Here is a 25,208-nt window from a genome sequence, read left to right on the forward strand (position 1 = left end):
CGTCCGGGTCCGCCTCCGCCGCGGGCCTTGTGGGGAAGCGGCGCTGGACGTGTCTCCCATGGGCCGTCATCCGCATCCATGCGAAGAAACTTGTGCCTCGGCCGGATCGCTCGCAACGGGAGGGCTTCGATCTCGATCCCGTCGACCATCCGGGCGATCTCGTCGTGAGGGCCGGGAGCGAGATTTGAACTCGCGTCAAGGGATCCACAGTCCCCTAGCATAAGACCAGGCTAGCCCATCCCGGCCGCAGGGCGACGGATGCGGGGGATGAATATAGCGTTTTTGAACGCGGTTCCGGAACCTCGACTCAAGCCGCGCTGGACGCCTGCCTCCCCGACGAGGTTTGTTTCACCCACCCCTCTTCGCGAGATTGACTATCTTGAGGGCTCTACCGTCGTCCGAGAGGAATCGCGTTGTCCGGCCCGAACGCCATTGGTCGATTCCGCGCTGTCCGGCGAGCCCTCGAGCAACGGCTGAGGCAGACCAGCCTCGTCGCGGTGTTGCTCGGAGCCGAAGGACGCGGTCTCGCCGAGCGGTCGGAAATCGCCCGTGCTCTCCGGACGCGCGGCATGATTGCCATCATCCCGGAGGCGGACTTCCCGTCCGGAATCGGTCCATCGTTGGCCGAGCGCGTGATGCTGACGAGCGACGATGTGGACCTCATCTTCCTCAACGTCCAATCTTGGGGGACCGCCACCGAGCTCGGGCAGTTCCACGCAGACCCCAAAATTGCGGCAAAACTTCGGCTCCTCGTCGCGCCCGAGTACCACCCGGTCCACAGCACCAAAGGCGGCTATCTGTGAGACCTGTACCTCACGCACCTCGTCGCGTACGACCATGTGTATCCGGTGGACGGAGGACGACAGGCGCCCATCCCATCGGCGCTGTCCCTCGTAGCAATGCTCTCGGAGAGACACCGTCAATGGAAGGCCATTCGCGGCCACCGTCGAACTAAGGTTCTCTATACTACGTAAATATACTTATACCTCCAGCCCGATGTTCCGCGCGTGCAGAAGCCGCATCTCACCCTCGACACGGAAACAGAACTCTTGGACCAGCTTCGTGCATACACGGCGTTGGACAACCCGATCCGCCTCCGGGCTTACATTCTGATTCACGACGCTCCTGGGCTACCGTTCAGAGAAATCGTGAAGGATTTGGGCGTCGAGAGCGGACTCCTGGCGTATCACGTGGCGGTGCTCAAGGCGGCCAACGTGATCCAGGTGGACTATCAGCGCTCGGGACGAGAAACGACCGCGTACCGGCTGACGAAACGTGGTGAGGAGATCTACACCGCGATGTTCCGGAAGCGTCGCGCCCATCCCAGACGATCGCGAGTCGAGGCCCGACATTCCACGCCCGCGCGATGAGTCGAGCCTTCGGAGATTCACGGTTCGCGTGCCTGCAGCACTTCCGCCAGCGAGGTCCGAACCAATAGGAACGCTGTGAAGAGCAGGGCGATGCCGATTCCCATGACCCCGAGGAGCGCCGCGACGCTCCCCGGAGACAGGACGACGCCAACGCCGCCCCCGAATAGCAACGCGATACCCGCGGCCCCGAGCCGCACGCTCTTCTTGCGTCGACGCGCCGCGGCTTCCCGGGCTTCCCGCTCGCGTTCGGCGGGCGTCGTTCGTCTCGACTCCACGGGACCGGATTCGGCCGCTCGCTATTTCAACCTCCGTACCGCGCGGGTCCCGCTGCACAAACGTTTTGTACGACCCGGAGGATGGCGCGATGATGGTCACGAAACGCGACCTCGTCTCGATGCGCGATGTCCGCGATGACCTCGTCGGCCTCCTGGAGCTCGCCGGAAAAATCAAAAACCGGACCAAAGCCGGCGAGCCGTACGAGCCGCTCCGTGGCAAGAGCCTCGCGATGATCTTCGAGAAGGCGTCGACCCGCACCCGCGTCTCATTCGAGGTCGGCATGACCCAGCTCGGCGGCCACGCCCTCTTCCTGAGTCCGAACGACACGCAGGTCGGCCGAGGCGAGACGATCGCCGACACGGCACGGGTCCTAAGCCGCTACGTCGACGGCATCATGTACCGGGCTTTCCGCCGGGATAGCGTCCGAGAGCTCGCCGCGAACGCGACCGTGCCCGTGATCAACGGCCTCGATGACAAGGAGCATCCGTGTCAGATCATCTCCGACTTGTTCACGATCCAGGAGAGGAAGGGCGTGCTCTCGGGGATCAAGCTCGCGTACGTCGGGGACGGAAACAACGTCTGTAACTCGCTCCTCCTCGGGGCCTCGATCGTCGGCATGCACATGACCGCCGCGTGCCCGGCGGGCTACGAGCCGGACGCGGAACTCCTCACGGAGGCGCGACGCATCGCGAAGGCGAGCGGCGCCAAGATCGACGTCAAGCATGATCCGGTGGCCGCGGCGAAGAATGCGGACATCCTGTACACGGACGTCTGGGTCTCGATGGGACAGGAGAAGGAGAAGAAGGAACGGGAGCGGGCCTTCAAGACGTATCAAATCAACGCGAAGCTGCTCCGAGCCGCCAAGGCCGGCGCCTTCGTGATGCACTGCCTCCCGGCCCACCGCGGACTCGAGATCACGGACGACGTCATCGATGGGCCACAGTCCGTGGTGTTCGACCAAGCCGAGAACCGTCTGCACGCGCAGAAGGCGATCCTCGCTCGGTTCCTCGCGGGCATCTGAGCTGCGCGACAACCCGTATATACGCCCCATCCTTTGCGGGCCGCGATGCGAGGCGCCCGGCGGTGGCTTCGTCTCGCCGCCAGCATCCTGATCGTCCTCGGAATCGCCGCCGCGCTCTCGAATCCCGGGTCCGCGCTGAACGCGGTCCAATTCCCTCTCCTGGGAGTGTTTTCGACCGCCCGGATGGTCGTCGCATACCTGCTCTCCCTCCTCTTCGCAATCGTCTTCGGTCACACCGCCGCGACGAACAAGAAGGCCTCCATTGCCATGTTGCCTCTCCTCGACGTCCTGCAGTCGATCCCGATCCTGGTCTTCTTCCCGGCCGCCCTGCTCTTCTTCGTCGCGACCTTTCACGGGAATCCGATCGGCATCGAGCTCGCGGTCGTGTTCCTGATCTTCACGAGCATGGCGTGGAACATGGCGTTCGGCGTGTACGAATCCCTCACGACGATTCCCCAGGACCTCGAGGCGGCGGCGACCAGCTTCGGCCTTACTGGGTGGCTTCGGTTCCGACTCCTCGCCTTTCCGGCCGTCATCCCCAAGCTCGTCTACAACTCGATTCTCTCCTGGACGAACGGCTGGTTCTTCCTCGTGGCGAGCGAGATCTTCTCCGGAAACGGCGCGGAGTTTCAACGGCCCGGTCTCGGGGCGTTCATCGCGATTGCAGGTCGGAACGGGGACGTCCCCTCGATCGCCATCGGCTTGGCGGTCCTTGCCGCGATCGTGCTCGCGCTCGACGTCTTCGTGTGGCGGCCGCTGAGCGTCTGGTCCGAACGGTTTCGGATCGATGCCGTGGCGCGCGAGGCGAAGGTCCCGAGGTATGAACCGTTCCGATGGCTGCCTCGCTTCTCTCGCGTGAGGCGCACGATCGTGACGCATGCACGGCCCGTCGCGGAGACGTACCACCGCGCCTCGGCCCGGCTCGACCGCGTGTACGCGTCGCACCAAGCGGTCGTCCGCGAGATTCGCGCGGTAGACCTCGTGATGTTCCTCATCGTCTTCACGATCGTCGTGACGACCGGACTCGTCGGCCTGGTGCAGCTCTTCCTCCGTCCGCTGCCCGCCCGGGCCGGGTCCCTGCCGGAGGCCGCGCTGTTCTCGTTCTCGCGCCTCCTCATCGCCTACGGCGTCGCGTTGGCGTGGACGATTCCGATGGCCGCGCTCCTCGGCGAGAACGAGCGCGCGTCTCGGCTGCTCACGCCCGTCCTCGAGATTTTCGCGTCTCTCCCCGCGACCGCATTGCTGCCGGTCATCCTGGGATTCTCCCTCCTCGTCGCGGCCTCCGTCGCCGATACGGCGGCGCAACTCGCGGCGATCCTGATCGCCCTCTTCAGCATGCAGTGGTATCTGCTCTTCAACCTCATCGCTGGAGTCCGCAGCATCCCGGCGGATCTGCGGGATGCGGCGCGCTCCTTCGGGCTCCGTGGCACGACGTACTGGAAGCGGGTCTTGCTGCCCGCGATGACGCCGTCCTTGCTGACGGGGAGCATCACGGCGTGGGGAGCTGGCTGGAACGCCCTGATCGTCTCGGAGTACGTGCAGTACGCCCAGCGATTATACGAGGTGCAGGGTCTGGGATCGCTCCTGAGCGAGTCCGTCTACCTGACGCCCGATGGGGAGATGCTCTTCCTCACCGCCCTCACGATGATTGTGGTCGTGCTCGCGATGAACAAGCTCCTCTGGAGGCCGCTCTTCAAGCGCGCCGCGATCCGCTATCGCCTCGAGGTGTAGGATGACCGCGGCCACGCCCCTCCTCGATGTGCGGGACGTCACGAAATCCTACTCCGAGAACGGGAAGGAATTCAAGGTCTTGGAGCTCATCCGGTTTTCCCTTTCGGAACGCGACTTCGTCTGCGTGGTCGGCCCGTCCGGCTCCGGCAAGTCGACGCTGCTCCGGATCCTCGTCGGCCTCGAGAAGCCGACGTCCGGCCAGGTGCTGTTCGAAGGTGAGCCAATCCGCGCGGACAACCCGCAGGTCGCCTTGGTGTTCCAATCGTTCGCCCTGTTCCCCTGGCTCACGGTCACGCAGAACGTCGAGCTCGGTCTCGAAGCGAAGGGGACGCCGCCGGAGCAGAGGCACGAGCAGGCGCGGAAGTTCATCGAGGCGGTCGGGCTGACGGGGTTCGAGAACGCGTTCCCTCGTGAGCTCAGCGGGGGGATGAAGCAGCGAGTCGGCATCGCCCGCGCCCTCGCGATCGAGCCGTTGCTCCTGTGCATGGACGAGCCGTTCTCCTCGCTCGACCCCTTGACCGCGCAGAACCTGCGCGACGAGATCCTGCAGCTGTGGTCCGATCCGGCGCTTCCGCCGAGGGCCGTCCTCATGGTCACGCACAGCATCGAGGAGGCGGTCTACCTCGCGGACCGCGTGATCGTGATCTCCAGCCGGCCGGGACGAATGGTCGCCGAGCTCGTCATCGACCTGCCGAGGCCCCGGAACCGCAAGGAGCCCGAGTTCTATGGGTGGGTGGACGAAATCTATTCACTGATCGTTTGAAGAAAACGTAGGTCAAATGTCTAATATCGGTGACGTTGTTGGACCGGCGAAGCGGGTGACGGGCTTCCACTCCATCTCCAAGGCGTCGGTAGGCCAGATCCTCGGACTCGTCGAGGCGGTCGACGAGGCCGGAGGGGCCGCCGACGTCGCCACGATTTCGCAGGAGGTCGAAATGGACATCGACCGCCTCGGGCCCATCCTCGCCGCCGCGGAATTCCTCGGGCTCCTCGAAGTGGAGGACGGCGACGTGCGCATGACGGACCTCAGCCGGAAACTCCTGTCGGCCAGCGTCCGGGAGCGAAAGCGCATCGTGCGGGACATCATCAACGCCGTGCCGGTGTTCCGCCACGTGACGGAGATGGCTCGCTCCGCGAGGCGGCCGCTCGAACGCGAGGAGATCATTGACGCGATTGCGGCCAACGTCGGAAGCCGCCAGGCCGAGGAAGTGTTCAAGGCGCTCGTCTACTGGGGCCGGTACGTCGAGCTCGTCCGGTACGACAGCGTCTCGGAACAGCTCAGCCTGCGGACGCCGTCGAAGTAGACGTCATCCCGTGGCGCCGAAGAACTCCCGGAGAACGGGATGCATCTCCATCATTTGCTCCCGTCCGATCGCCTCGTACAGCTGGATCATGATGCCGACGGAAAGCAACACGCCGGTCCCGGAGGCGTTCCCCACCGTCCCGATCATGTCGGCGCCCGCGGCGAGGGCGCCCACGGAGGCCCCGGATATCACCGCCACCACCGGGATGTACCGCTCCAGCACGCGCCGCAGGACGCGCGGATCCCGACGGAATCCGGGAATCTGCATTCCGCTTGACTCGATTTGGCGCGCGACGTCTTCGGGCCCCATGTTCGTGGTCATGATCCAGAACTTGGCGAACATGACGGAACCGCCGATGAACACCAGCAGGAATACGAGAAGGTGCACGAGGACCTGCCAGTATTGGAGGCCACGGAGGTACACGTTATACTGGAGCGGATTGAACAGCGGCAGGAGCCAATCCTGCACGCCGTTGACGTTCGAGAAGTAGTAAGCCAAGCCGCCAATGGGCGTCGTTTGCTGCAGCTGTCGGCTCAGCACCCGGTTATCGGTCGCGCTCGGATACGCGCCGATGAGCGGGTTGTGTCCGATGAAGGGCCACTCGGGATGCTGCCAGAACAGGAGGGAGAACATGCTCACGTTCGCGAGGACCGCGGCAACGAGGATGACGGGGATGTTCGACGCGTACATCAACCGGATGGGATAGCGGCCTCGCGCTCCCCGAGCCATCCCGTGGGCGAGCGGGAGCTCGATCCGCGTCGACTCGACGTATGCGACGATCAGGAAGATGGCCATGGTGCCAATGAGCGCGATGAGCGGATTCGGCGGTGCGACCATGAGCTGCTCGATCCCGCCGTTCGCAAGATTACTCACGGAGTAGTTCTGGAAGTACCAGATCGTCTTCGGGATCGCGCCGGCCGGCATCTTACTCCCGGTGTTCGCGGGCTCGAAGTTGAAGGTCCCCGTGAAGATCTGCTGCGCGACGCCTCCCGCGATGAAGAGCGAAATGCCCGAGCCGATCCCCCACTTCGAGACGACTTCGTCCATGAGGAACACGAGGTACGAGCCTGCGAAGAGCTGTACGACGATCAAGAACTTCGCCCACGTGGCGCCTTGGCCGGCGGGCAGTACTCCAAACAACCCCGAGCCGTTCAACATGGTGACGAACGGCGCGGCGGGGGTCAGGAATCCGTAGACCTGGGGAACCGCCTCGACGAAGATCATCACGATCACGAGGAACTTCTGGGTTCCCTGGTAGACACTCTTGTCCTCGTCGTCCTGGAGGTTCAAGTTGATGATCTTCGCCCCGGCGAAGAGTTGCATGATGATCGAGGCCGTCACGATGGGACCGATGCCGAGGTGCATCAGCGAGCCCTGCGCGCCCGCGAGGATCGCCCGGAATGGCGCGAAGAAATCGATCACGGTCGAGGGCTCGAGTCCGTAGATGAAGATGTTCGTCATGGCGAAGTAGATGACGAGGATCGCCAGGACCCAGAACATTTTCGTGCGGAACTGCACGTGGCCCTCCGGGCGCGTGACCGCCGGAAGACGGTCCGTCAGCGGTTTTAGCGCGTACAGCCGGCTTTTCTTCTGCTCTTCGAGGGGCATCGCTCACATCCCCGGAGGGGAGGGCAGGACGACCTCACCGCCCGCGCCCGCGACCTTGGCCACTGCGGCCTCGGACGCTTTCGCGACGGTGATCCGCATCGGCCTCGTTACACGACCAGACCCTAATAGCTTGTCGATTCCGGCGGCGGTCAAGTCGACTTCGATTCGAGAGTTGTCCTTCTTCGCGTGACCCGCGGCCTCGAACTCCCCCAGGCGGCGCACGAGATCCTCGAGGTCGATCGACGTCGTCTCGCGCATCTGCGCATGCCGAGTGAAGCCGTGTCGTCCGAAGTGATCGGGATCGTACTTGATCATCCACTTGAATTTGTGCTTGTGAAGACCCGCCATGCCGGTCCCTCCGCGACCGCCCGCGCCGCGGCCGTGTTTCTTGCCGCGGCCGTGAGTCCGACTGCCACGGAGCTTGCGAGTCCTAGAGACCATCGGCCACCTCCTCGACGATCATCCGCTGAAGCAGCGCGTTGATCGCCTTGCCGCGGTACCCGAGATCGCCGCCGTCGTTGTATCCGCGCTTGATTCCACGGTACCCTCGTCGGGGAGGCGGCAGCCGCAAGACGGGGCGCAACTCGCCGACGTCCGCCAGGGAGGCCTCGCCTTTCGCGATCGCCTGGCTGAGTTCCCAGATCGACTTGTACTTGCTATGTTCCTTGACGAAAGCATCGTCGATCGGCTTGTCCCCGACCCGGCGCCCGCGCTTCAGCAAGAGCTTCGCGAGGATCTCCGGCTCGACCTCGCCCCAGGTGACGTAGTCTTTGACGAGCCGGAGCATGCCGATGTACGTCGGCTGCTGCGGAATGATCGAGCAGTGGTTCTGGCGCGTCAGGTGGAGCATGCGAAGGGTGTCCTTCACATCCCGACGGAGGTCGCCTTTCCCCCGGAGTCTCAGGACGGCGAAGCTCATTCCTCCTTCTCCTCCTCTCCGGTTCCGGCGGGCGTCTCCTGCGTGAGGTTCTCGCCCTCGACCTCGATCTCCTCCGGGAGCTCGGGGGCCGTTTCGGGCCCTGCGGCCGGCGCCGCGGCGATCTTGCGCACGAAGACCTGCTCCGCGCCCGCCTTGATCTTGAGGCGTTCCGTCTGCTCTCCGCGGACCTTGAGTTCCGACGTCCGTCGGAGCGCCTCGAACGTGGCGAGGGCGTAGTTAACCGTCGTCTTCGTGTGCCCCTTCGTGAAGCCCCAGGCGTCCGTGATGCCGCCGAGGCGGAGGACGCTCTTCGCCACGTCGCCGACCGCCAGGCCGACGCCCTGCGGGGCGGGCTTCAGGACGACGTCGACGGACCCGCTGCGGCCCATGACCTTGAAGGGGAGCGAGTGAGCCCGCTGGCAGCCGCACTCCCAGGAGCCGCAGCCCCGTTTGATCTCAATCATGTTCAGCTTCGCGTTGTCGATCGCCCGCCGGATCGAGGGCCCGACCTCGCGGCCGCGCGCCCGTCCAAGTCCCGCGAAGCCATCCTTGTTCCCGACGATGCACGTGATCACGAAGTTCACGCGGCGGCCGGAATCGGTCATCCGCTGCACCATGTTGACGTCGAGGACCTCGTCTTCCGTCTCCGGGAGGAGGATGTCCACGATCTCCGGCTCGCGGATCGGGAGGCCGGTCTTGATCGCGTCGCTGAGCGTCGTGAGGGTACCGCCGAGGACCAGGCGGCCGAGTTTCGTCTTCGGCGCCCACTGGCTCAGGTCCCGCTCCGGCCGCGCCGCCCGCGCCTCGCGCCGACGGCCGCGGCCGCCGCCTCGCCGCCCCGGCATCAGCCGCCCTCCAGTTTGGACTTCACCGCGTCGAACTGCTTCGGCACGTCCGCGCCGATGTGGGCGCCTCGGACGCGGTCTTTCGCCGGCAGCACGTCGGGGCTGTGAGGCACCGCGACGCCCGAGTCGACGAGGCCCTGGAGGGCGGCGAACAGGCGGCCGCCTTTCGACGGCCTCTGCACGCCGAGGTCGAGCACGGCCTCCTTGACGCCTTTGGCGGACGCTTTCTTGCCGGCGAGGAAACCCGTGAGGTAGGCCGCCGGCAGATTGCCCGTGCCGCCCGACCAGCCGTGGTCCTTCAGCTCGAGGGACTGCGCCGCGGCGACGACTCGGTCCCCCGCGGGATCCGGGGTCACGAGCTGGACGATCGTCTGGGTGAGCGTCTTCCGGACGACGGCTCGCGCCTTCTGGCTCCGGAGGAGCTTCGAGCGGGCTCGGTAGTCCGTACGACCCTCCCGCCGTCGGCGGAACGGCACGCGGTAGTGCGGACCCTGGCGCGTCACGCCTTCGCCTCCTTGAGCGCGCCGGAAGCGCGCAGCTGCTGCTCCAGGTGCGACTTCGATTTGAACATGCCGCCCTTCGCCTGCGCGTAGAACCGACGGTACGTCGGCACGTCGATCCGCCCCTGGCCTTTGAGCTCTCGGAGGTACCGACGTATCCCGCGGATGACGCCGATCCACCGGGTCTTCTGCGGCGTCCGGGCGTTCAACCCGCCCTTCCGGCTTCCGGCGCCCCGCCGCCGTCCTTTCGCCCGCTGCGCGTGGCGATACCTTGCCCGACCGCGGGACACGCCCCGCTCGGGGCGTTTCTGGATGACGTTCCGGCGGATGAGCCCGCGGATCAGGTCGCGCGTGATCGCGTCGAGAATGTTGTCCTGTTCCTTCGGGTCCGTGCTGATGTACACGCGGTTGACGCCGACCCCGAGGATCGACGCCGCGAGTCGTCGCTGGTAGTCGAACCTCATGCGGTCACCATCCGGTTCAGGACCCGCAGGCCCTTGTCGTCGCACGCCGCCTCGATCAGCCCGCGCTTCCGCGCGCCGACGCCGTGAGCGATCCGGACGGCCTGCCGATCCGGATCGAGCCCTTCGAGCTCATGGGGGTTGTGGATGAGCACCTCTTGGAACCCGCTCGGATGGAGCCCGCGGACCTCCCGCGGGCCGCGATAACCGATCGACGGAAGGTTCCACCGATATCCGAAGTGGCGGCGGAGCTTCGACTGGCCGCCCCGGGGCTTCCGCCATTCGTCCCCGAACTTCCTGTATCGGAACCATTCTTGGCGGTGGAACTTCGGTCGACGGGCCGCCGTGGTCGCGCGCAAGGCGAGGAGCCGCCGGACGTCCGGCGGGAGCTTCGGCTTCTGACGCGGCTCGTGCGGTTCCTCCTTTTCCTCCTCGTCCTCCTTCTTCGCCGCGCGCTCCTTCGCCGCCGGTTTCTTCGCGCGCTTGGCCGGCTTCTTCTCCTTCGCCTCCGCTTCCCGACGAGGTTTCTTCTCGGCCTCCTCCCCGCGGACCGCAGGCGCTTCTTTCGGCGGGGCGGCGGCCTTCGCCTCCTCCTTCGCGACGTAGGCGAGGAGGCGTTTCCGCAGTTCGTCGACCTTCCCTTCGGTCTCGAGACCGAATTTTTCGGACATCGAGACGAGCGTGGCCTTCTTCGCCTCGCGAATCTCGTGCGACGTCGGGAGCGCCGCGGGCGGTTCCTTCGGGGCCTCCGGCACCGCCTTCTTCGCCTTCTTTTCTGGCTTCGGCTCTTCCCCTTCCGCCACGCTCACGCCTCCCCGGCCTTCTTCGTGATGTAGATGCCGTCTTGGAAGATGCGCGGATCGAACCCGCGGATCCGGGTCGCCTGCTCGATGTTCGCGGCGGTCTGAGAGACCGCTTCGATGTCCGGACCCGTGAGCACGACCTGGTCGCCCTTCACCTCGACCTCGGTCTCCCCGACGATCGTCGTCTTGCGCGGGAACTTCTCCCCGAGGAAGTTCTCGATGATGAATTCGGGCCCCCTCACGGTCGCCTTGACCGGGAAGTGGCTGTACACGATCTTCATCTCATACGTGAAGCCGTCCGTGACGCCCACGATCATGTTCTGGAGATGGGCGGCGAACGTCCCGACGAGGGCTCCGTCCTTGCGGCGGGGGTACTCGCAGCGCATCTTGACCTGCTTCCCGTCGACCCGCATCTGGATCCGTGGATGGGACAGGGTCCGCCGCAGGACGTGCCCCGGTCCCTTCACGACGACGTGGCCTCCGTCAATCTGCACCTGGACGCCGTCCGGGACGTTCACGATCCTTTCGATGAAGCCGGATATGGGCATCGAGGCACCTCAGTACACGTAGGCGAGGAGCTTCCCGCCCACGCCGATTTGCTTGGCCTTCGTCTGGGAAATCACGCCTTCCGTCGTCGTGAGGATGAGCACCCCGAAGTCCTGCGCCGGCAGGTAACGGGCCTCGAACTTCTCGAGATCCGTCCGCCGGACGGCGAAGCGGGGCTTGATCACGCCGCAGTTGTTGATGCTCCCGACGAGCCCGACCCGGTAGAGGTTCCCACGGCCGTCCTCGACGAGCTCGAACGACCGAATGTACTGGTGCTCCTCCATCACCTTGAGGACGCGACCGATCAGCTTCGACGCCGGATGGATGAAGCATTCCGCCTTGCCGGCGGCTTCCGCGTTCCGGATCGTCGCCATCGCGTCGTTCAGGGGATCTTGAAGCATCGTCTCGCCTCAGCTGTATTTTCGGAAGCCGAGCTCGTACGCGATCTCGCGGAAGCATTGACGGCACAGATGGAGCCCGTACCGCCGGACGATCCCACGCTTCCGACCGCATCGGAGGCAGCCTCGGACCCGGCCGAAATCCTTCGTCCGTCTCACCCGACCACCTCGACCTTGAAGTGATCCCGCATGAACTCCATGCCCTCGTCCCGGGAGATCCGGTGCCGCCGTGGAATCGGGCGCGGCTTCGTCGCCCGTCGCGCAATGCGGTATCCGGGACGCTGGAGGACGACGCTCACGTCCATCCCGAACACGCCGACCTCCGGATCGTACTTCATGCCGGGGAAGTCCGTGTAGTCCTGAATCCCGAATGAGACGTTCCCCCGAGGATCGAAGCTGTACGACGGAAGGCGGTTGTTCCGGATCGCGAGCGCGTCTTTGAGGAACGCCTCCGCGGGGTCGCCCCGCAAGGTGACGCGCGTGCCGATCGGCATGTTGCGCCGCACGCCCCAGTCACGGACCGCGCTGTGGCTGAGCGTCTGGACCGGCGTCTGCTTCGCGACGAGCCCGAGGACCTTCTGCGCTTTGACGAGCTTCTCCCCCGCCTCGCCGACGCCAATGTTGATCACGACCTTCTCGATCCGGATGTCCCGCATTCCCGCCATCGTCCCACCTACAGCGCCGGGACCTCCGGCATACGGATCGTCGGGGCTTCCTTGCCCACGACGAAGACCTTGTCGATGTCGGTCGAGAACCCTTCCTTGAACGTCACGATGTTCGACCGCGGGTTGCGCGTGCGCTGAATCGCGAGGACGTGCGCGATTTCGCCGACATGCTGCCCGCCCGTCACGAGGACCGGCGCGCCCTCCTCGAGCTCGTAGTGTTCCGCGACCTTCTGATCCGGGAGCTGAATCTTGAGCGTCGTGCCGGTCTTGTACGCATCTTTCGGGAGCAGCACGTTCCGCCCATCGTGCAGGTTGAGCTGCGTCTTTCCCGCCCGCACGGTCGTCTTGTCCTCGACGCGACAGAGCTTCCACGTCGCGTCGTGCGCCTCGAGGGGGACGAGCGCCATGCGGCCCCGCGCGTCGACGAGCATGCGGTAGTGCGCCTTCGTGTCACCGAGGGACAGTACGTCCATCAGCCCGACCGAGAACTTCGGGTCCGTCACGACGCGGCCGTCGACCTGGACGCCCCGGTTGTTCAGGATGTGCCGTGCCTCCCGCGCCGTGTCGCACACCTTGAGCATGTCGCGAAGGATCAGCCCGAGCGGGACGCTCCGATCGGCGGGATGCGGTCCCGGAGACGGCCGGGACACCCAGAAGTCCGTCTTGCGCGGGACCTTCCAGCTCCGGGGCGCCGGCAGCCGCTTGAGGTGTTTCTTCACGATCGCCTCACTCCTGGAACCGCCGGCGCCGCCAGGCGTCCGTGTCGTCCATGCGCACGATCATCAGATTCGACGCGTGGATCGGGCGCGCGACCTTCTTCTCGTCGACCTTCTCGATCGTGATGCCTTCGACGACGACGGTCCCGTCCACGCGGTCCACGCTGACGACCTTCCCCTCGCGCCCCTCGAACCCGCCGCGCATCACGCGGACCGTGTCGCCCTTGCGGACGGGCACGGCCCGAGGCAAGCGTCCTTTCGACTTGTCGTGCAGCTCCGGCGCGAGGTGCGACGACGCCAGGAGGCGCTTCCGATGGAGCGGGGCGTTCGCCGCCCGCTTCCGTTGCATCCGTGCTTTCGCGCTCGCCGTTGGCCCACCTCACACGATCATGCTCGCCGTCGCGGCGACGCGAGGCCACCGCTCCGCGGCCTCTCGGGCGACGGGCCCCTTGATGTCCGATCCTTTGACCTCGCCCTCGGGAGTCACGATGACGCAGGCGTTGTCCTCGAACTGGACCATCAGGCCCTCCGGGCGCCGGAACGGACGGCGTTGCCGCACGATGACCGCGTTCATGACTTGCTTCCGCGTCTCCGGAGTCCCCTTCTTGACCGTGACGACCAAGAGGTCCGCGATGCCTGCCGACGCGAGGCGGTTCCGCACGCCCCGGTATTTCAGGACCTCGATGATCTCGACGATCTTCGCGCCGGTGTTGTCGATGCATTCGAGGCGCGCGCCTTTCGGCAGCCCGCGCGTCTGCCGGCCGGGCAGCCCCTTCATCCCGCCACCGCCTGGTTGTGGATCGCGACGAAATGGACCGTCTTCCCGAGAGGACGGCACTCCATCATCGTGATGCGGTTCCCGACCTGCAGGCCGAGGCACGGCGGAGCGTGGACGTTCATGCGGTGCGTGCGCTTCTCGAACCGCTCATACTTCCGGATGTATCGCAGGTACTCGCGTTCCACGACGACCGTGTGCTGCATCTTGGCCGAGACGACGACGCCCTCCAGGCTCTGGCCGCGCACCGGCAGGCGGCCGTGGAACGGGCACTTCAGATCCGTGCACGTCCGCCCGGGAACGGGCACGTCGATCCCGATGTCCCGGGCCGCCCGCGCCGAGGATTGCGGCGCCGCCGCGGGGGCGGAGGCGGGTTTCTTCACGGCCTTCTTCTCTGCCATCCGGATCACCGTGCCTTCTTCACGCGGTCCTCGGGCCGATAGCGAATCTCGTCGCCCTCGATCTCGAGGCCTCCTTGGACGTCAAATCGGAACCGGCTCCCGTGCTTCGGGATCCGCTTCTCCTCGCCCGCAATCTCGAGGACGAGCATGTTCCGCGTCTCGTCGACCACCCGGCCGCGCAGGTGCGCCTGGGTCGGATCCGTCGCGCCGAGCACCTCGACGCGCAGGCCGATCAACTCGTGCTTCCGGAGGTTCACGTCACACCACCTGCACGCGGTAGCCCATGCCTTGGAGGACTTCTTGGACCCGCTTGCGGTGCTCGCCCTGCAACTCGATGCGGCCCTCCTTCGCCGTGCCCCCGGCGGCACATCGGTTCTTCAGGGTCCGTGCGAGCTCATCGATGTCGATGTCCCCGATGTCCAGCCCCTCGACGATCGTCATCGTCTTGCCGTACCGGCGCGTGTCATGACTCACGCGGATCAGCTGCTGCTCCTTCGCGATTTCCTCGCACACACAAAGCTCGTCCGGGAGGCCGCACGTCGCGCAGATCGCCATCAGGTCGCCTCCTTGGATTCGGGCTTTGGAGCGGCCGCCGGTTTCGCGGTCCCGAGCTTCTCTTCTTCCCGGATGATCGTCAGGATGCGGGCGATGTTCTTCCGGAGTGCGCGGATCTTCCCGGGGTTCGGCGGCGCGCCACCCATCGCCGCGACGCCCCTCTCGTGCATCAGCTCGTCTTGGAGCTCCGTCAGCTTCTTCGCGAGCATCTCCGCGTCCATCGCGCGGATCTCCTTCGTCCGGAGGAGCGGCATCTACGATTCGTCGCCTCCTTCGGCTCCGACATCGACGTCGACCCCGAGGTCCTTGACCTCTTTTGCGACTTTCTTCAGTCGCTTCGTCGCGACCTTGCTCTTCTTCACTTTCTTCGCCGTGTCGTCGGCCTCATCGAGCGGCAACAGCGGCTCGGCTTCCTCGGGCTCCTCGCCCTCTGCGGTGGCGACGATCGGGACCTCGGGCGTCGCCTCCACGACCAACGCCGATTCGGCCGCCCGGGCCGCCGCTTCGGCGGCGGCTGCCTCCGCCGCGGCGACGTACTCCGCGGACGGCTGCTTGACCTCGACCTCGTCGGGCAACCGGGCCCTCGGGCTCATGATCTCCACGGTGACGCCGATGACCCCAGGCTTCAGCTTCGCCACGGCAAATCCGAGGTCCATCCACAGGTGTCGCGGCTCGCCGCAGTACTTGATGTGGCCCGCCTTGAACTTCTCTCTCCGGTGACGTTGCCCGGTCAGCTTGCCGGCGATCACGACGAGGCAGCCTTTCGCGCCCGCCTCCATGATCCGCCGGACCGTCGAGTGCCCGGCCCGGCGGAAGTGCCAGCCGCGCTCGAGTGCGTTCGAGAGCTTCTCCGCCATGATCTGCGCGTTGAGCGCCGGCTTCTCGACTTCTTGGACCTCGATCTGCGGATTGTCGAACTTGAACTGTCGCTCGACGGCTTCCGTGAGGCTCTTGATGGCTCCGCCTTTCCGGCCGATGACGAGCCCGGGTCGTTCCGCGAGCAGCGACACCCGCGTGCCCATCGGCGTCCTCTGGATGTCGAGACCCCCGAAGCCCGCACGACGCGTTTCGTTCATGAGGTATTCCTTCAACAGGACGCGCCGCACATTCTCGACGATGATGCGCTTGTCCTTCCGCTCGACCTTCGCCTCGCGCACCACGTCAGGCCACCTCTTCGAGCACAATCTCGAGATTCACAGTATCCTGGTTCCACGGCCCGCTCCGGCCGTACGCCCGTGGCCGGAATCCCTTCTCCGTCGAACCCTTGTGCGCGTTGACCACTCGGACCACCATCGCGTCGGGGTCGTCTTTGCCGGTGAACTCGGCGTTCGAGACCGCGCTCTCGAGCACCTTGAGGAACGCCTTCGCCGCCTTGACGGGATAGCGGGCGGGGCCCATCCCCGACTTGTGCGCCACCCACCGATTGTACTTCTTCATCGGGACGGGCTGCTTCAGCGAGATCACCCGCTCGAGGTACTCCCGGGCGTCGTCGACCGTCTTGCCGCGGAGGGCACGGGCGAGCTCGACGGACTTCTTCCACGCCAAGGGAAGGTCCCGGCCGTACGCTCGGGCCATCGTCTCGATCTTGTACTCCGTCGTGTACCCGAGCTTCGTCATGCGTCTCCTCACTTCAGCGGCATGAACTTCGACGAGCGCGTCGCGCCGACGCCGGGGCCGCTGTGCACGACGGGCCTCCGCGTCATCGCGAACTCGCCGATGTAATGCCCGATCATCTCCGCTTTGATCTCGACTGTCACGAACTCCTTCCCGTTGTGGATCGCGACCTTCTTGCCGACGAAGTCCGGCAGGATCGGGACGTTCCGGCAGTGCGTGCGCACCGCTTCGTCCGTCCCGTTGGCCCGCAGCTTCTCGACGAAGGTGAGACGTTCCTCGTCGATGCCCCGCATGAAGGACCGGCGCGGGCGCGCGGGCAGCAGCTCGATGATCTCCTCGAGCGTCATCGCCTTCATCTCGTCGAGCGTGTACCCACGGTACGTAAACTCCTTCTTGCGGCGCGTCTCGACGAGCCCCGCGCGCTTCCGCAGCTTCCGTCGCGCCGCCTTCGCCAGGCCACCCATCTTCTTTGCCATCGTCAGGTCCTCCGTCGTTTCGCTTTCAGCCGCTTCGGCTGCGGCGACATCCGGCCCACCTTGCGACCGGGAGGAGCATCATAGCCCACCGTCGACGGCTTTCCGACGTGCTGGTGGGAACCGCCGCCGTGGGGATGGTCCACCGGGTTCATCGCGACCCCGCGCACGTTGAACATCGCCTTGCTGAAGGAACGGTACGAGAACCACTTCTTCCCCGCCTTCGTGAAGGGCTTGTCGCCGCGGCCCGCGCCCGCGACCGCGCCGATCGTCGCGCGGCACTCCCGGTGGAACGAGTGAAACTGTCCCGACGGGAGCTGCACCACGGTCCGCTCACCGTGGCTCACCACGACCGCCTGGGTACCGGCGGCGCGGACGAACCGACCGCCGTCGCCGGGCATCGCCTCGATGTTGTACACGAGAGTTCCCTCCGGGATGTCCTTCAGGGGCAGCGTACTCCCGCGGTCGATGTTCGGGGCGCCGTGGGTGACCCGCTGCCCCACGGACAGCCCGTCGCACGCGATCATGAGGACCTCCTGTCCGCCGAAGCGGACGCGGGCGAGGGGCGCCGTGTGCCCCGGCGCCTGGAAGATATCCGTGACGACGCCGTCGCCCTGGAGCCGGGGATGCGCGACCGGTCCCGGGTGGCGGTGGCTCGGCGATCGGTACGTCGGCGAGGTCCCGCGGCCCCGGCGCTGGGAGCGGAGGTTCTTGCCCACTAGAACACCCCGATCCGCATGCCGATCTCTTCCGCCGAGAACTCGGGCTTGAGCTTGATGATCGCATGCTTGCCGTCCTTCCGGACGTACGTGTTGACTTTCGCGACTTTCACTTGGAAGAGGTCCTCGAACGCCTTCTTGACCTCGGCCCGCGTCGCCTCCCTCCGCACGAGGAATTCGAGGCGGTTCCCGTCTTTCAGATTCTGCGCGGCGGTGCCTTGCAGCATGTTGAGTGACTTTTCCGTGACGTACGGATGCAAGAGGATCTCGTGAGGCTTCATGGGCTCCAGCTCCGCAGGACCTCGAGCGCGCCCTCGCTGAAGACCGTGAGCCGCCCGGGATCGCCGCCGGGCGCGAGCAGCTCCGCATTCAGCGCGGCCGGGCTCACGACCTCGACGCCGGGGAGGTTGCCGAAGAGGCGACGCACCTTCTTCGCCTCCTTCACGACGATGAGCAGGCTCCGCGGTTGGCGGTACCGGCGCCCGCGCATCTTCCCGCGACCGGCGCGGATGTGGCGGCCTTCCTTCGCCCGGTCGACATCGTCGACGACGCCGAGGCGACTCAAGATGCGGAGCCCTTCACGGGTCGCGCCGCCGTCCGTGTCGACGGCTTCGATGCCATCTTCGACGATCACGGGGAGGGTCAATTCCTCCTTGAACCGGTGGCCCCTCGACGACACGAGATACGAATCCTTCAGGGCGGCGAGGGCCGCGTTGCGGGCGAGCCGCCTCTCATGGTCGTTGATCTTCTTCGTCCAGATCGCCTGGATCCGCGGCGGGTGCGCCCGTCGCCCACCGACCGTCCCAGGAGCTTGCGCCCCGATCATCGTCCCCCGAATCCGCGGGACGCGCGAGACGCCGTGGCCTTTCCCGGACCACCGTACGGAGTGCCGCATGCCCGCCGACGCGGACGGCGCGTACGGTTGGCGGCGGTTCGCTTGGGACGACGTCACGGCACGCCGGATCAGATCCGTGCGGACTTCCGATCGGAAGACCGCGGGCAGCTCGACGCTCTTCACCGCATCGCCGTCGAGGGAGTACACATGGACGTGGCCCTCCGACAGCGCGGGCGTCTCCGCCTTTTTCGCCTTCGGCTTCGCCTCTTTCTCCGCCTTGGCGGCCTTCGCCGGTTTCGTCGGACGAGCGCGCCGCTTCGGCGCCGGCTCCTCCTCGGCGGATTCCTTGGCCGTCTTCTTCGCGTCCTCGGGATCCGCCAAACCGATCACACCCCCTGCTTCGCTTCCCGCGAGACGTACGTGAGTTCCGGCGACTTCTCGAGCTTCACGTATCCGCCGCGGGCCGCGTCCCGGAAACGGATTAACCGCTTCGTCGGGCCCGGGATTGAGCCGTGGAGCAGCACGTACGGATTCCGGATCAGACCGTAGTGGAGGAAGCCCCCGTTCGGCGTGATGTCGTCCCCTTTCTCGCCGATCTTCAGGATCCGCTTGTTGTACTCCGTGCGCTGGTGATACCCGAACTGGCCGCCTTGCGGCACGGTCGGCCGAACGTACCCGGGGTTGAAGTTCCCGAGCGTCCCGATGTTCCGCCGGTGCTTCGAGTTCTTATGGCTGAGGAGGCGCGTGCCCCAACGCGTGTGATGGCCTTGCCAACCCTTGCCTTTCGTGATTGCCGCGACGTCGACCATCGAGCCCTCGCGGCAAAACTCGGTCACGGGGATTTCTTTCCCCAGGAGGCCCTTCGCGTACTTGACGCGGTCCTCGACGGAGCCGCCGGCGACGCGATTCTCCATGAGATCCGGCTTCTTCTTCGGGACGCCGGAGACGAGCGAGGGCTGCGTGAACGTGATGAGTCGGACGTCGTCGACATCGGCCGGACTCGCCTTCTTCCATGCCTCGTCCGCGTCGTACTCCTTCGGGATCGGGAAAACGCGCCGCAGCTCCTTGTCGAGCCGCGGGCTCCAGACTTCGGCGACCGTCTTCAGGCCCTCCGCGGCCCGACGGTAGAAGCGAACACCCGCGACTCGCATCGGCGGCACCTCGACGACCGTGACGGGGACCTGCACCTCTTGTCCGGACGTGGTCGAGGTCGGTCGATAGTCGATCACAATCGCGTGGGTCATGCCGGCCTTGTATCCCGCGAAGCCTTGGACCTTCGGGGCCCCGCCATCGACCTCGGGCCAGCTCGAGAAGTGTGGAATCGGGCTCTCGCTGCGCTTGCGGGGCGAAAAGCCCATCGATCCGTGTCGGGGTCGATGCTCCTTGGGCACTGCGCCACCCTCCGGGGAGGGGAACCTCTCGTCGCGTGCTGCGAGACGCGAGCCGTGGTCGCGCCACCGTGACGCTGCCTGCGGACCCAGAACAATCGGGGCCGCATTGCCGGGATCCGCGAGGGATTGCCCGGGAGCGTGTGGTCGGCGCGCTGAGCGCTCCCTATGGAGGGGGTCTATTTAATTCTTTGGAGAACGACGAAAGTTCTCTGGAGGAAACCGTTGGCCGCTCGGTCGCCGGCGGGATTCAGTGGAGGAACGCCTTGGGCTTCGCCTTCTGCGGTTCCAACGTCTCGATGGCGATCGGCTTGACGATCGGATCGTCCTTGGTCGCCTCGAGCTCTTCCTCCGCCTTCTCCTCTTCGAGCGCCCGCCAGAACGCCCGCATGCGGGCGTCGTAGTATTCGTCGCACATGGCCGCGCCTTCGGCACCCCAGCGCTCCGCGGATACAATATCCTTTCCCATTCTCAAACCGCGGCGCCTGTCATTCGGCCGGTGGCAGCCGCATGCGCGGCCGTATCGGGGGTGATAACATTCCCATAACTTTTAAGCGGGTCTCCCCGGCTATGCATCGTTGCGCGGCGGTCTTTCATGGAAGTAAAGCGGATGAAAGTGAAGGTGTGCCTCGTGGGCGAGGCGGCCGTTGGGAAGACGTCGCTCATCCGCCGGTTCGTCTTGGACAACTTCGATGACAAGTACATCCAGACGCTCGGCACGAAGGTCTCGAAGAAGGAACTCACGTCCGCGGTTCCCGACAGCTCGGGCGAACTGAAGATTGACATGACGATATGGGACATCATGGGCCAGAAAGGCTTCCGGGAACTGCTCAAGGAAGCATACTTCTACGGCGCTCGCGGGATCCTCGCGGTATGCGACGTCACGCGCCGGAAGACGCTCGACGACCTCGACGACTGGATCGAGGGCGTCTACAGCGTCACGGGAAAGATCCCGATCGAATTCTTGGGAAACAAGGTCGACCTGAAGGACCAGGCGCAAATCTCGGAAGACGAGATGGTCCAGGCGGCCCGCGCGTACGATAGCCCATTCCATTTCACGTCCGCGAAGACGGGCGTCAACGTTGAGACCGCGTTTCAGTCTCTCGCCGAACGCGTCGCGAAAGAGCGCTACGCACGCAAAGTTGTCCCTGAAGAATAAAAATTATCAGGGGCGATACTCGCGTCCTCACGGTACATAACTCAGCGCTGGGTTGGGCCGCGCTGATGGCGATGCCGGTGTTGCTCGGCCAGAAGCACGTGAAGGTGAAGGTGTGTCTGGTCGGCGACGTCGCCGTCGGCAAGACGTCTCTCATCAAGCGCTACGTGCAGGATGCGTTCGATGACCGGTACATCGCGACCGTCGGCACGAAGGTCACCAAGAAGACGTTCGACGTGATGTGGAAAGGCGCGAGTGCCAGCCTCGACATGCTGGTGTGGGACATCATGGGAGAGAAGGGATTCCGAGCGCTCCTCCGCGACGCCTACTTCGAAGGATCCCACGGCGTGATCGCGGTGTGCGACATGACCCGCAAGGATACGTTCTACGATCTGAACAACTGGGTGCAGATGATCCGCAAGCAGGTCGGCGAGGTGCCGATCGTCTTCCTCGGAAACAAGTTCGATCTGAAGGAGCGACTCGTCGTGAGCGAGGAGGAACTCGCGCGGATGGGCACGATCCACAACGCGAAGCACTTCGTCACATCGGCGAAGACCGGCAAGGGCGTCAACGAGGCGTTCAAGGTCTTGGCGGACGCGATCGCGCACACTGGCGACGCGTGAGTCTGCGGCGCACGGCATGTTGGGCCGCGCGTGTTATCTCATCAGATAACTGTTGGGCAATTCCTTTATAATCTGAGCCTCGTGCGCGCGTCGCAACCCGTCTGGGGAGTTCCATGGACCGCCAGAGGATGAAGGTCAAGATCTGTCTCGTCGGGGAAGGCGCGGTCGGCAAGACGTGCCTCATCCGCCGATTCATTCAAGACCAGTTCGACGACCGATACATCTCGACATTGGGCGCGAAGGTCTCGAAGAAAGAAATCCAGGTCGAGGGCCCGAACGGGGGCACGGACGTCGACATGACGATTTGGGACATCATGGGGGAGAAGGGCTTCCGCGAATTGCTCAAGGAAGCGTACTTCCACGGCGCCCAAGGCGTCCTCGCGGTGTGCGACGTCACGCGCAGAGAAACGCTGGACGACCTCGACGACTGGGTCGCGGCCGTCGTCAAGGTGACGGGAAAAATTCCGATCGAGTATCTCGGGAACAAAGCGGATCTCCGGGACAAGATGGCGGTCAAGGAGTCCGATGTCAAACGGGCCGCCGAAGCCCACGGCGCTCCTTGGATGTTCACGTCGGCGAAGACGGGCGAGAACGTCGAGCGGGCGTTCGCAAAACTCGCGCAGATGATTGCGGGCCCGAGCGCGTGAGCCCGGTCCGGTTCGCGATTTGTCTGGAGTCGGCGGAACACTTCTGCGGTTTCATTCCTGTCTTCAAGGTCAAAGTGTTTAAGTAGAAGGCTCGTGTATTCAAAGATGACCAACGCGCGGGGCCGGTCAATACATGGTGGAGACCGCGGGAGAACCGGAAGAGCTGCTCCCGGTGGATTCCTGGATTAGCAAGGTGGATTTCCGCAGCACGGCCGAGGTCAAGATCCCGGAACGTCTCGTGGACCAGGTCATCGGGCAGGAGCGGGCCGTCGAGGTCATCCGGAAGGCCGCAGAGCAGAAGCGGCACGTCATGCTCATCGGCGACCCCGGCACGGGCAAGTCGATGCTCGCCCGGTCGATGACCGAACTGCTCCCGCGGGACGAACTCCAGGACATCATCGTCTATCACAACCCCGAAGACCCGAACGAGCCGAAGATCCGCGTCGTGCCCGCCAGCAAGGGCCGCGAGATCGTCAACGCCCAGAAGGCGGAGGCGATGCAGCGACGGGAGCAGAAAGCCTCGATGGTCATGACGATCGTGTTCTTCATCATCGGCCTGAGCGTGATCATGTCATACCGATGGACAGACCCGACGCCCGGTTTCACGGACCAGGCGCCTCAGATCATCCTGTTCGGCATCCTTGTCGCGGCGATCATCTACATCGCGAGCCGCTACACCGGCCACCGCCAAGAGAACCTGATGGTGCCGAAGCTGCTCGTCAGCCACACCCCGGACGAGTCCCCGCCGTTCATCGACGCCACGGGAAGCCACGCCGGCGCGCTCCTCGGCGACGTGAAGCATGACCCGTTCCAAAGCGGGGGCCTCGAGACGCCCGCCCACGAGCGGGTCGAATCGGGCGCGATCCACAAGGCCCACAAGGGCGTCCTGTTCGTCGACGAGATTAACGTGCTCCGCATGGAAAGCCAGCAATCCCTGCTGACGGCCATGCAGGAGAAGAAATTCTCCATCGTCGGTCAGAGCGAACGGTCCTCCGGCGCGATGGTGAAGACGGAAGCCGTGCCGTGCGACTTCATCCTCATCGCCGCCGGGAACCTCGACGCCGTGCAGGGCATGCATCCGGCGCTGCGCTCGCGGATCCGCGGATACGGGTACGAGATCTACATGAAGAGCACAATGCCGGACACGGAAGACAACCGGCTCAAACTCGTCCGATTCGTCGCCCAAGAGGTCTCGAAGGACCGCAAGATTCCGCATTTCGACCGGACGGCCGTCCTCGAGATCCTGCGGGAGGCGCAGCGACGTGCGGGCCGTCGCGGGCAGCTCACCCTCCGGTTGCGGGAACTCGGTGGCCTGATCCGCGTCGCGGGCGACATCGCCCAGGAAGAGGCCACGCCCCTCGTGACCGCGCAGCATGTCCTCAATGCGAAGCGGATCGCCCGCTCCCTCGAGCAGCAGGTCGCGGACCGAATGATCGAGCGGGGCAAGGAGTACCAGACCTTCATCACGGAAGGCGCGATCGTCGGCATGGTCAACGGCCTCGCGGTGCTCGTCGGCGACAACTCAATCGCGGAGTTCAGCGGGATCGTCCTGCCGATCGCCGCGGAAGTCACGCCGGCACAAGCGAAGCAGGGCGGGCGGATCATCGCGACCGGCCGCCTCGGGGAGATCGCGAAGGAGGCCGTCGAGAACGTCTCCGCCCTCATCAAGAAGTACACGGGGGAGGACATCTCGAATCACGATATCCATGTGCAGTTCGTTGGCTCCCGGGAGGGCACGGAAGGAGACAGCGCCTCGATCTCCGTCGCCACCGCGGTCATCAGCGCCCTCGAAGAAGTCCCCGTCAACCAGACCGTCGCGATGACGGGCTCCCTCAGCGTCCGCGGGCAGGTCTTGCCCGTCGGCGGCGTCACCGCGAAAATCGAGGCGGCCGCGGAACTCGGAATCAAGAAGGTCGTCATCCCGCGGGCGAACCTCAAAGACGTCCTGCTGGAGGACAAGTACCAGGGAAAAATCGAAATCGTCCCCGTCGACACGCTGAGCGAGGTGCTCGAAGAAGCCCTCGTCGGCCCGAAGAAGTCTGGGCTGATCAGCAAGCTCGCGGCCCTCGTCCCCAAGATGACCCCGGACAAACCGGGTCCTGCGGCGGTCCCCCACTGAGTCGCCCGGAGGGACCCAATGGACGAAGCGCCCGAGCCATTCGAGTTCTCCGAGCCGATGCCGTGCTACGAGCCCAACCCGTCCCTCGCTGCGGGGCAAGAGGACGGCCGGTGCGTGCACTGCCGCAAGTTCCTCACGCTCGAGTGTCCGTACATCGACCACTTCCTCGGAGAGGATGAAGGGTGAGCGGCCGGGCCTTCTTCATCGGGCGGTTCCAGCCGTTCCACCGGGGCCATCTCGCGACGGTCAAGCGGATCCTGGAGTCCCATGACGAGCTGATCCTCGGGATCGGTTCGGCCCAGTACAGCCACACCGGCGAGAATCCGTTCACCGCCGGAGAACGGTACGAGATGATCAAGCGCGCCCTCGATGCGGAGGGCATCCACGTCTACCACATCGTGCCGATCCCGGACACGCACGTGCACAGCGTCTGGGTGAGCCACGTCCTCTCCCTTGTGCCCCGCTTCGATGTCGTCTTTTCGAATTCGGATCTCGTCGTGCGGCTGTTCCGGGAGCACGGGCTCAAGGTCCTCTCGCCCCCGCTCGTGGACCGGGAGCGGCTTTCCGGCACGAAGGTGCGCGAGGCGATGCTCAAAGGCGGCGACTGGCAATCGCTCGTCCCCGCCGTCGTCGCGCAGTACATCGACGAGATCGATGGCGTCGAACGAATCCGGGAGACGCACAAGTACTCGACGCCGTACGGCACCCGCGAGAACCACGACGGCTGAGAAAGCAGACCC

General features: G+C 65.3%; 38 protein-coding genes, 1 tRNA gene and 2 pseudogenes. 13 read left to right on the forward strand and 28 right to left on the reverse strand.

The window, feature by feature from the left end; all coding sequences use genetic code 11:
- Positions 1-29 precede the first annotated feature (29 nt).
- Positions 30-188 carry a hypothetical protein gene (locus VF992_04285; protein ID HEX9340374.1) on the forward strand — a complete coding sequence of 53 codons (159 nt, stop codon included), beginning with the start codon at positions 30-32 and terminating at the stop codon, positions 186-188.
- On the opposite strand, the gene VF992_04290 is transcribed toward VF992_04285, so the two are convergent.
- Positions 170-245: transfer RNA gene (locus tag VF992_04290), tRNA-His, on the reverse strand. The genes VF992_04285 and VF992_04290 overlap by 19 nt on opposite strands.
- A gap of 168 nt (positions 246-413) precedes the next feature.
- On the opposite strand from VF992_04290, the gene VF992_04295 reads away from it, so the two are divergent.
- Both VF992_04295 and VF992_04300 read left to right on the forward strand, forming a co-directional pair.
- Entirely contained in the window at positions 414-803 is a 390-nt protein-coding gene (locus tag VF992_04295) for a hypothetical protein (protein ID HEX9340375.1), read from the forward strand.
- Positions 804-1,007: 204 nt separating this feature from the next.
- Positions 1,008-1,370: a winged helix-turn-helix domain-containing protein gene (locus VF992_04300; GenBank protein HEX9340376.1), complete on the forward strand. Its 363-nt coding sequence runs from the start codon at positions 1,008-1,010 to the stop codon at positions 1,368-1,370.
- A 17-nt stretch (positions 1,371-1,387) separates the two neighbouring features.
- On the opposite strand, the gene VF992_04305 is transcribed toward VF992_04300, so the two are convergent.
- Complete coding sequence (locus VF992_04305; protein HEX9340377.1) at positions 1,388-1,645, reverse strand: hypothetical protein; 258 nt, start codon at positions 1,643-1,645, stop codon at positions 1,388-1,390.
- An 89-nt stretch (positions 1,646-1,734) separates the two neighbouring features.
- On the opposite strand from VF992_04305, the gene argF reads away from it, so the two are divergent.
- Genes argF through VF992_04325 form a run of 4 tightly spaced genes read left to right on the forward strand, consistent with a single transcriptional unit; the run spans position 1,735 to position 5,702 of the window.
- Positions 1,735-2,667 (forward strand): ornithine carbamoyltransferase, encoded by a 933-nt coding sequence (argF, locus tag VF992_04310; protein ID HEX9340378.1) that lies wholly within the window; start codon positions 1,735-1,737, stop codon positions 2,665-2,667.
- Positions 2,668-2,712: 45 nt separating this feature from the next.
- Complete coding sequence (locus tag VF992_04315; protein ID HEX9340379.1) at positions 2,713-4,398, forward strand: ABC transporter permease subunit; 1,686 nt, start codon at positions 2,713-2,715, stop codon at positions 4,396-4,398.
- Position 4,399: 1 nt separating this feature from the next.
- Complete coding sequence (locus tag VF992_04320; protein ID HEX9340380.1) at positions 4,400-5,161, forward strand: ABC transporter ATP-binding protein; 762 nt, start codon at positions 4,400-4,402, stop codon at positions 5,159-5,161.
- 55 nt (positions 5,162-5,216) lie between these two features.
- The gene (locus VF992_04325) at positions 5,217-5,702 is read left to right on the forward strand and encodes an AAA-associated domain-containing protein (protein HEX9340381.1); all 486 of its coding nucleotides are present in this window, start codon (positions 5,217-5,219) and stop codon (positions 5,700-5,702) included.
- A gap of 3 nt (positions 5,703-5,705) precedes the next feature.
- On the opposite strand, the gene secY is transcribed toward VF992_04325, so the two are convergent.
- From secY to VF992_04455, 26 genes and pseudogenes are all read right to left on the reverse strand, one after another.
- On the reverse strand, positions 5,706-7,310 hold the full coding sequence (gene secY / locus VF992_04330; GenBank protein HEX9340382.1) for a preprotein translocase subunit SecY: 1,605 nt from the start codon (positions 7,308-7,310) through the stop codon (positions 5,706-5,708).
- A gap of 3 nt (positions 7,311-7,313) precedes the next feature.
- On the reverse strand, positions 7,314-7,751 hold the full coding sequence (locus VF992_04335; protein ID HEX9340383.1) for an uL15 family ribosomal protein: 438 nt from the start codon (positions 7,749-7,751) through the stop codon (positions 7,314-7,316).
- Positions 7,741-8,229, reverse strand: a complete 489-nt coding sequence (locus VF992_04340) for a 50S ribosomal protein L30 (GenBank protein ID HEX9340384.1) — start codon at positions 8,227-8,229, stop codon at positions 7,741-7,743. The genes VF992_04335 and VF992_04340 overlap by 11 nt, the downstream gene beginning before the upstream one ends.
- Before the next feature lie 155 nt (positions 8,230-8,384).
- A pseudogene (locus VF992_04345) lies at positions 8,385-9,005 on the reverse strand (30S ribosomal protein S5).
- 68 nt (positions 9,006-9,073) lie between these two features.
- Positions 9,074-9,577: a 50S ribosomal protein L18 gene (locus VF992_04350; GenBank protein HEX9340385.1), complete on the reverse strand. Its 504-nt coding sequence runs from the start codon at positions 9,575-9,577 to the stop codon at positions 9,074-9,076.
- Positions 9,574-10,038 carry a 50S ribosomal protein L19e gene (locus VF992_04355; GenBank protein ID HEX9340386.1) on the reverse strand — a complete coding sequence of 155 codons (465 nt, stop codon included), beginning with the start codon at positions 10,036-10,038 and terminating at the stop codon, positions 9,574-9,576. The genes VF992_04350 and VF992_04355 overlap by 4 nt, the downstream gene beginning before the upstream one ends.
- Entirely contained in the window at positions 10,035-10,838 is an 804-nt protein-coding gene (locus VF992_04360; protein HEX9340387.1) for a 50S ribosomal protein L32e, read from the reverse strand. Before VF992_04360 ends, VF992_04355 begins: the two co-directional genes overlap by 4 nt.
- A 2-nt stretch (positions 10,839-10,840) precedes the next feature.
- A complete protein-coding gene (locus tag VF992_04365) occupies positions 10,841-11,386 on the reverse strand; it encodes a 50S ribosomal protein L6 (protein ID HEX9340388.1) in 546 nt (181 codons plus the stop codon).
- Positions 11,387-11,395: 9 nt separating this feature from the next.
- A complete protein-coding gene (locus VF992_04370) occupies positions 11,396-11,785 on the reverse strand; it encodes a 30S ribosomal protein S8 (GenBank protein ID HEX9340389.1) in 390 nt (129 codons plus the stop codon).
- 9 nt (positions 11,786-11,794) lie between these two features.
- The gene (locus VF992_04375; GenBank protein HEX9340390.1) at positions 11,795-11,941 is read right to left on the reverse strand and encodes a 30S ribosomal protein S14; all 147 of its coding nucleotides are present in this window, start codon (positions 11,939-11,941) and stop codon (positions 11,795-11,797) included.
- The gene (locus tag VF992_04380) at positions 11,938-12,447 is read right to left on the reverse strand and encodes a 50S ribosomal protein L5 (GenBank protein HEX9340391.1); all 510 of its coding nucleotides are present in this window, start codon (positions 12,445-12,447) and stop codon (positions 11,938-11,940) included. The genes VF992_04375 and VF992_04380 overlap by 4 nt, the downstream gene beginning before the upstream one ends.
- A gap of 8 nt (positions 12,448-12,455) precedes the next feature.
- A complete protein-coding gene (locus VF992_04385) occupies positions 12,456-13,166 on the reverse strand; it encodes a 30S ribosomal protein S4e (GenBank protein ID HEX9340392.1) in 711 nt (236 codons plus the stop codon).
- A 7-nt stretch (positions 13,167-13,173) separates the two neighbouring features.
- Positions 13,174-13,515, reverse strand: a pseudogene (rplX, locus tag VF992_04390) (50S ribosomal protein L24).
- Between the two features lie 27 nt (positions 13,516-13,542).
- The gene (locus tag VF992_04395) at positions 13,543-13,941 is read right to left on the reverse strand and encodes a 50S ribosomal protein L14 (protein ID HEX9340393.1); all 399 of its coding nucleotides are present in this window, start codon (positions 13,939-13,941) and stop codon (positions 13,543-13,545) included.
- Positions 13,938-14,348: a 30S ribosomal protein S17 gene (locus VF992_04400; protein ID HEX9340394.1), complete on the reverse strand. Its 411-nt coding sequence runs from the start codon at positions 14,346-14,348 to the stop codon at positions 13,938-13,940. Before VF992_04400 ends, VF992_04395 begins: the two co-directional genes overlap by 4 nt.
- Entirely contained in the window at positions 14,345-14,596 is a 252-nt protein-coding gene (locus VF992_04405) for a ribonuclease P protein subunit (GenBank protein ID HEX9340395.1), read from the reverse strand. The genes VF992_04400 and VF992_04405 overlap by 4 nt, the downstream gene beginning before the upstream one ends.
- 1 nt (position 14,597) lies before the next feature.
- Positions 14,598-14,894 (reverse strand): stress response translation initiation inhibitor YciH, encoded by a 297-nt coding sequence (gene yciH / locus VF992_04410; protein ID HEX9340396.1) that lies wholly within the window; start codon positions 14,892-14,894, stop codon positions 14,598-14,600.
- Positions 14,894-15,148 carry a 50S ribosomal protein L29 gene (gene rpmC, locus VF992_04415; protein HEX9340397.1) on the reverse strand — a complete coding sequence of 85 codons (255 nt, stop codon included), beginning with the start codon at positions 15,146-15,148 and terminating at the stop codon, positions 14,894-14,896. The genes yciH and rpmC overlap by 1 nt, the downstream gene beginning before the upstream one ends.
- Positions 15,149-16,054, reverse strand: coding sequence for a 30S ribosomal protein S3 (locus VF992_04420; GenBank protein HEX9340398.1), 906 nt, complete (start codon positions 16,052-16,054; stop codon positions 15,149-15,151).
- A 1-nt stretch (position 16,055) separates the two neighbouring features.
- On the reverse strand, positions 16,056-16,511 hold the full coding sequence (locus VF992_04425) for a 50S ribosomal protein L22 (protein ID HEX9340399.1): 456 nt from the start codon (positions 16,509-16,511) through the stop codon (positions 16,056-16,058).
- Positions 16,512-16,519: 8 nt separating this feature from the next.
- Positions 16,520-16,984, reverse strand: a complete 465-nt coding sequence (locus tag VF992_04430) for a 30S ribosomal protein S19 (GenBank protein ID HEX9340400.1) — start codon at positions 16,982-16,984, stop codon at positions 16,520-16,522.
- A gap of 2 nt (positions 16,985-16,986) precedes the next feature.
- A complete protein-coding gene (locus VF992_04435) occupies positions 16,987-17,700 on the reverse strand; it encodes a 50S ribosomal protein L2 (GenBank protein HEX9340401.1) in 714 nt (237 codons plus the stop codon).
- The gene (rplW, locus tag VF992_04440; GenBank protein HEX9340402.1) at positions 17,700-17,981 is read right to left on the reverse strand and encodes a 50S ribosomal protein L23; all 282 of its coding nucleotides are present in this window, start codon (positions 17,979-17,981) and stop codon (positions 17,700-17,702) included. Before rplW ends, VF992_04435 begins: the two co-directional genes overlap by 1 nt.
- Complete coding sequence (rpl4p, locus tag VF992_04445; GenBank protein ID HEX9340403.1) at positions 17,978-18,916, reverse strand: 50S ribosomal protein L4; 939 nt, start codon at positions 18,914-18,916, stop codon at positions 17,978-17,980. Before rpl4p ends, rplW begins: the two co-directional genes overlap by 4 nt.
- A gap of 5 nt (positions 18,917-18,921) precedes the next feature.
- Complete coding sequence (locus VF992_04450; GenBank protein HEX9340404.1) at positions 18,922-19,926, reverse strand: 50S ribosomal protein L3; 1,005 nt, start codon at positions 19,924-19,926, stop codon at positions 18,922-18,924.
- A 247-nt stretch (positions 19,927-20,173) separates the two neighbouring features.
- On the reverse strand, positions 20,174-20,341 hold the full coding sequence (locus VF992_04455) for a hypothetical protein (GenBank protein HEX9340405.1): 168 nt from the start codon (positions 20,339-20,341) through the stop codon (positions 20,174-20,176).
- 177 nt (positions 20,342-20,518) lie between these two features.
- Here VF992_04455 and VF992_04460 point away from each other — a divergent pair, with 177 nt between their 5' ends.
- From VF992_04460 to VF992_04485, 6 genes are all read left to right on the forward strand, one after another.
- A complete protein-coding gene (locus tag VF992_04460) occupies positions 20,519-21,082 on the forward strand; it encodes a Rab family GTPase (GenBank protein HEX9340406.1) in 564 nt (187 codons plus the stop codon).
- A 65-nt stretch (positions 21,083-21,147) separates the two neighbouring features.
- The gene (locus VF992_04465; protein ID HEX9340407.1) at positions 21,148-21,702 is read left to right on the forward strand and encodes a Rab family GTPase; all 555 of its coding nucleotides are present in this window, start codon (positions 21,148-21,150) and stop codon (positions 21,700-21,702) included.
- Between the two features lie 113 nt (positions 21,703-21,815).
- On the forward strand, positions 21,816-22,349 hold the full coding sequence (locus tag VF992_04470; protein HEX9340408.1) for a Rab family GTPase: 534 nt from the start codon (positions 21,816-21,818) through the stop codon (positions 22,347-22,349).
- Positions 22,350-22,482: 133 nt separating this feature from the next.
- Entirely contained in the window at positions 22,483-24,468 is a 1,986-nt protein-coding gene (gene lonB / locus VF992_04475) for an ATP-dependent protease LonB (protein HEX9340409.1), read from the forward strand.
- Between the two features lie 18 nt (positions 24,469-24,486).
- Positions 24,487-24,654, forward strand: coding sequence for a hypothetical protein (locus VF992_04480; protein HEX9340410.1), 168 nt, complete (start codon positions 24,487-24,489; stop codon positions 24,652-24,654).
- Entirely contained in the window at positions 24,651-25,196 is a 546-nt protein-coding gene (locus VF992_04485) for a nicotinamide-nucleotide adenylyltransferase (protein HEX9340411.1), read from the forward strand. Before VF992_04480 ends, VF992_04485 begins: the two co-directional genes overlap by 4 nt.
- Positions 25,197-25,208 lie beyond the last annotated feature (12 nt).

It is taken from the genome of Thermoplasmata archaeon, assembly GCA_036395115.1.
Lineage (GTDB): Archaea > Thermoplasmatota > Thermoplasmata > RBG-16-68-12 > RBG-16-68-12 > RBG-16-68-12.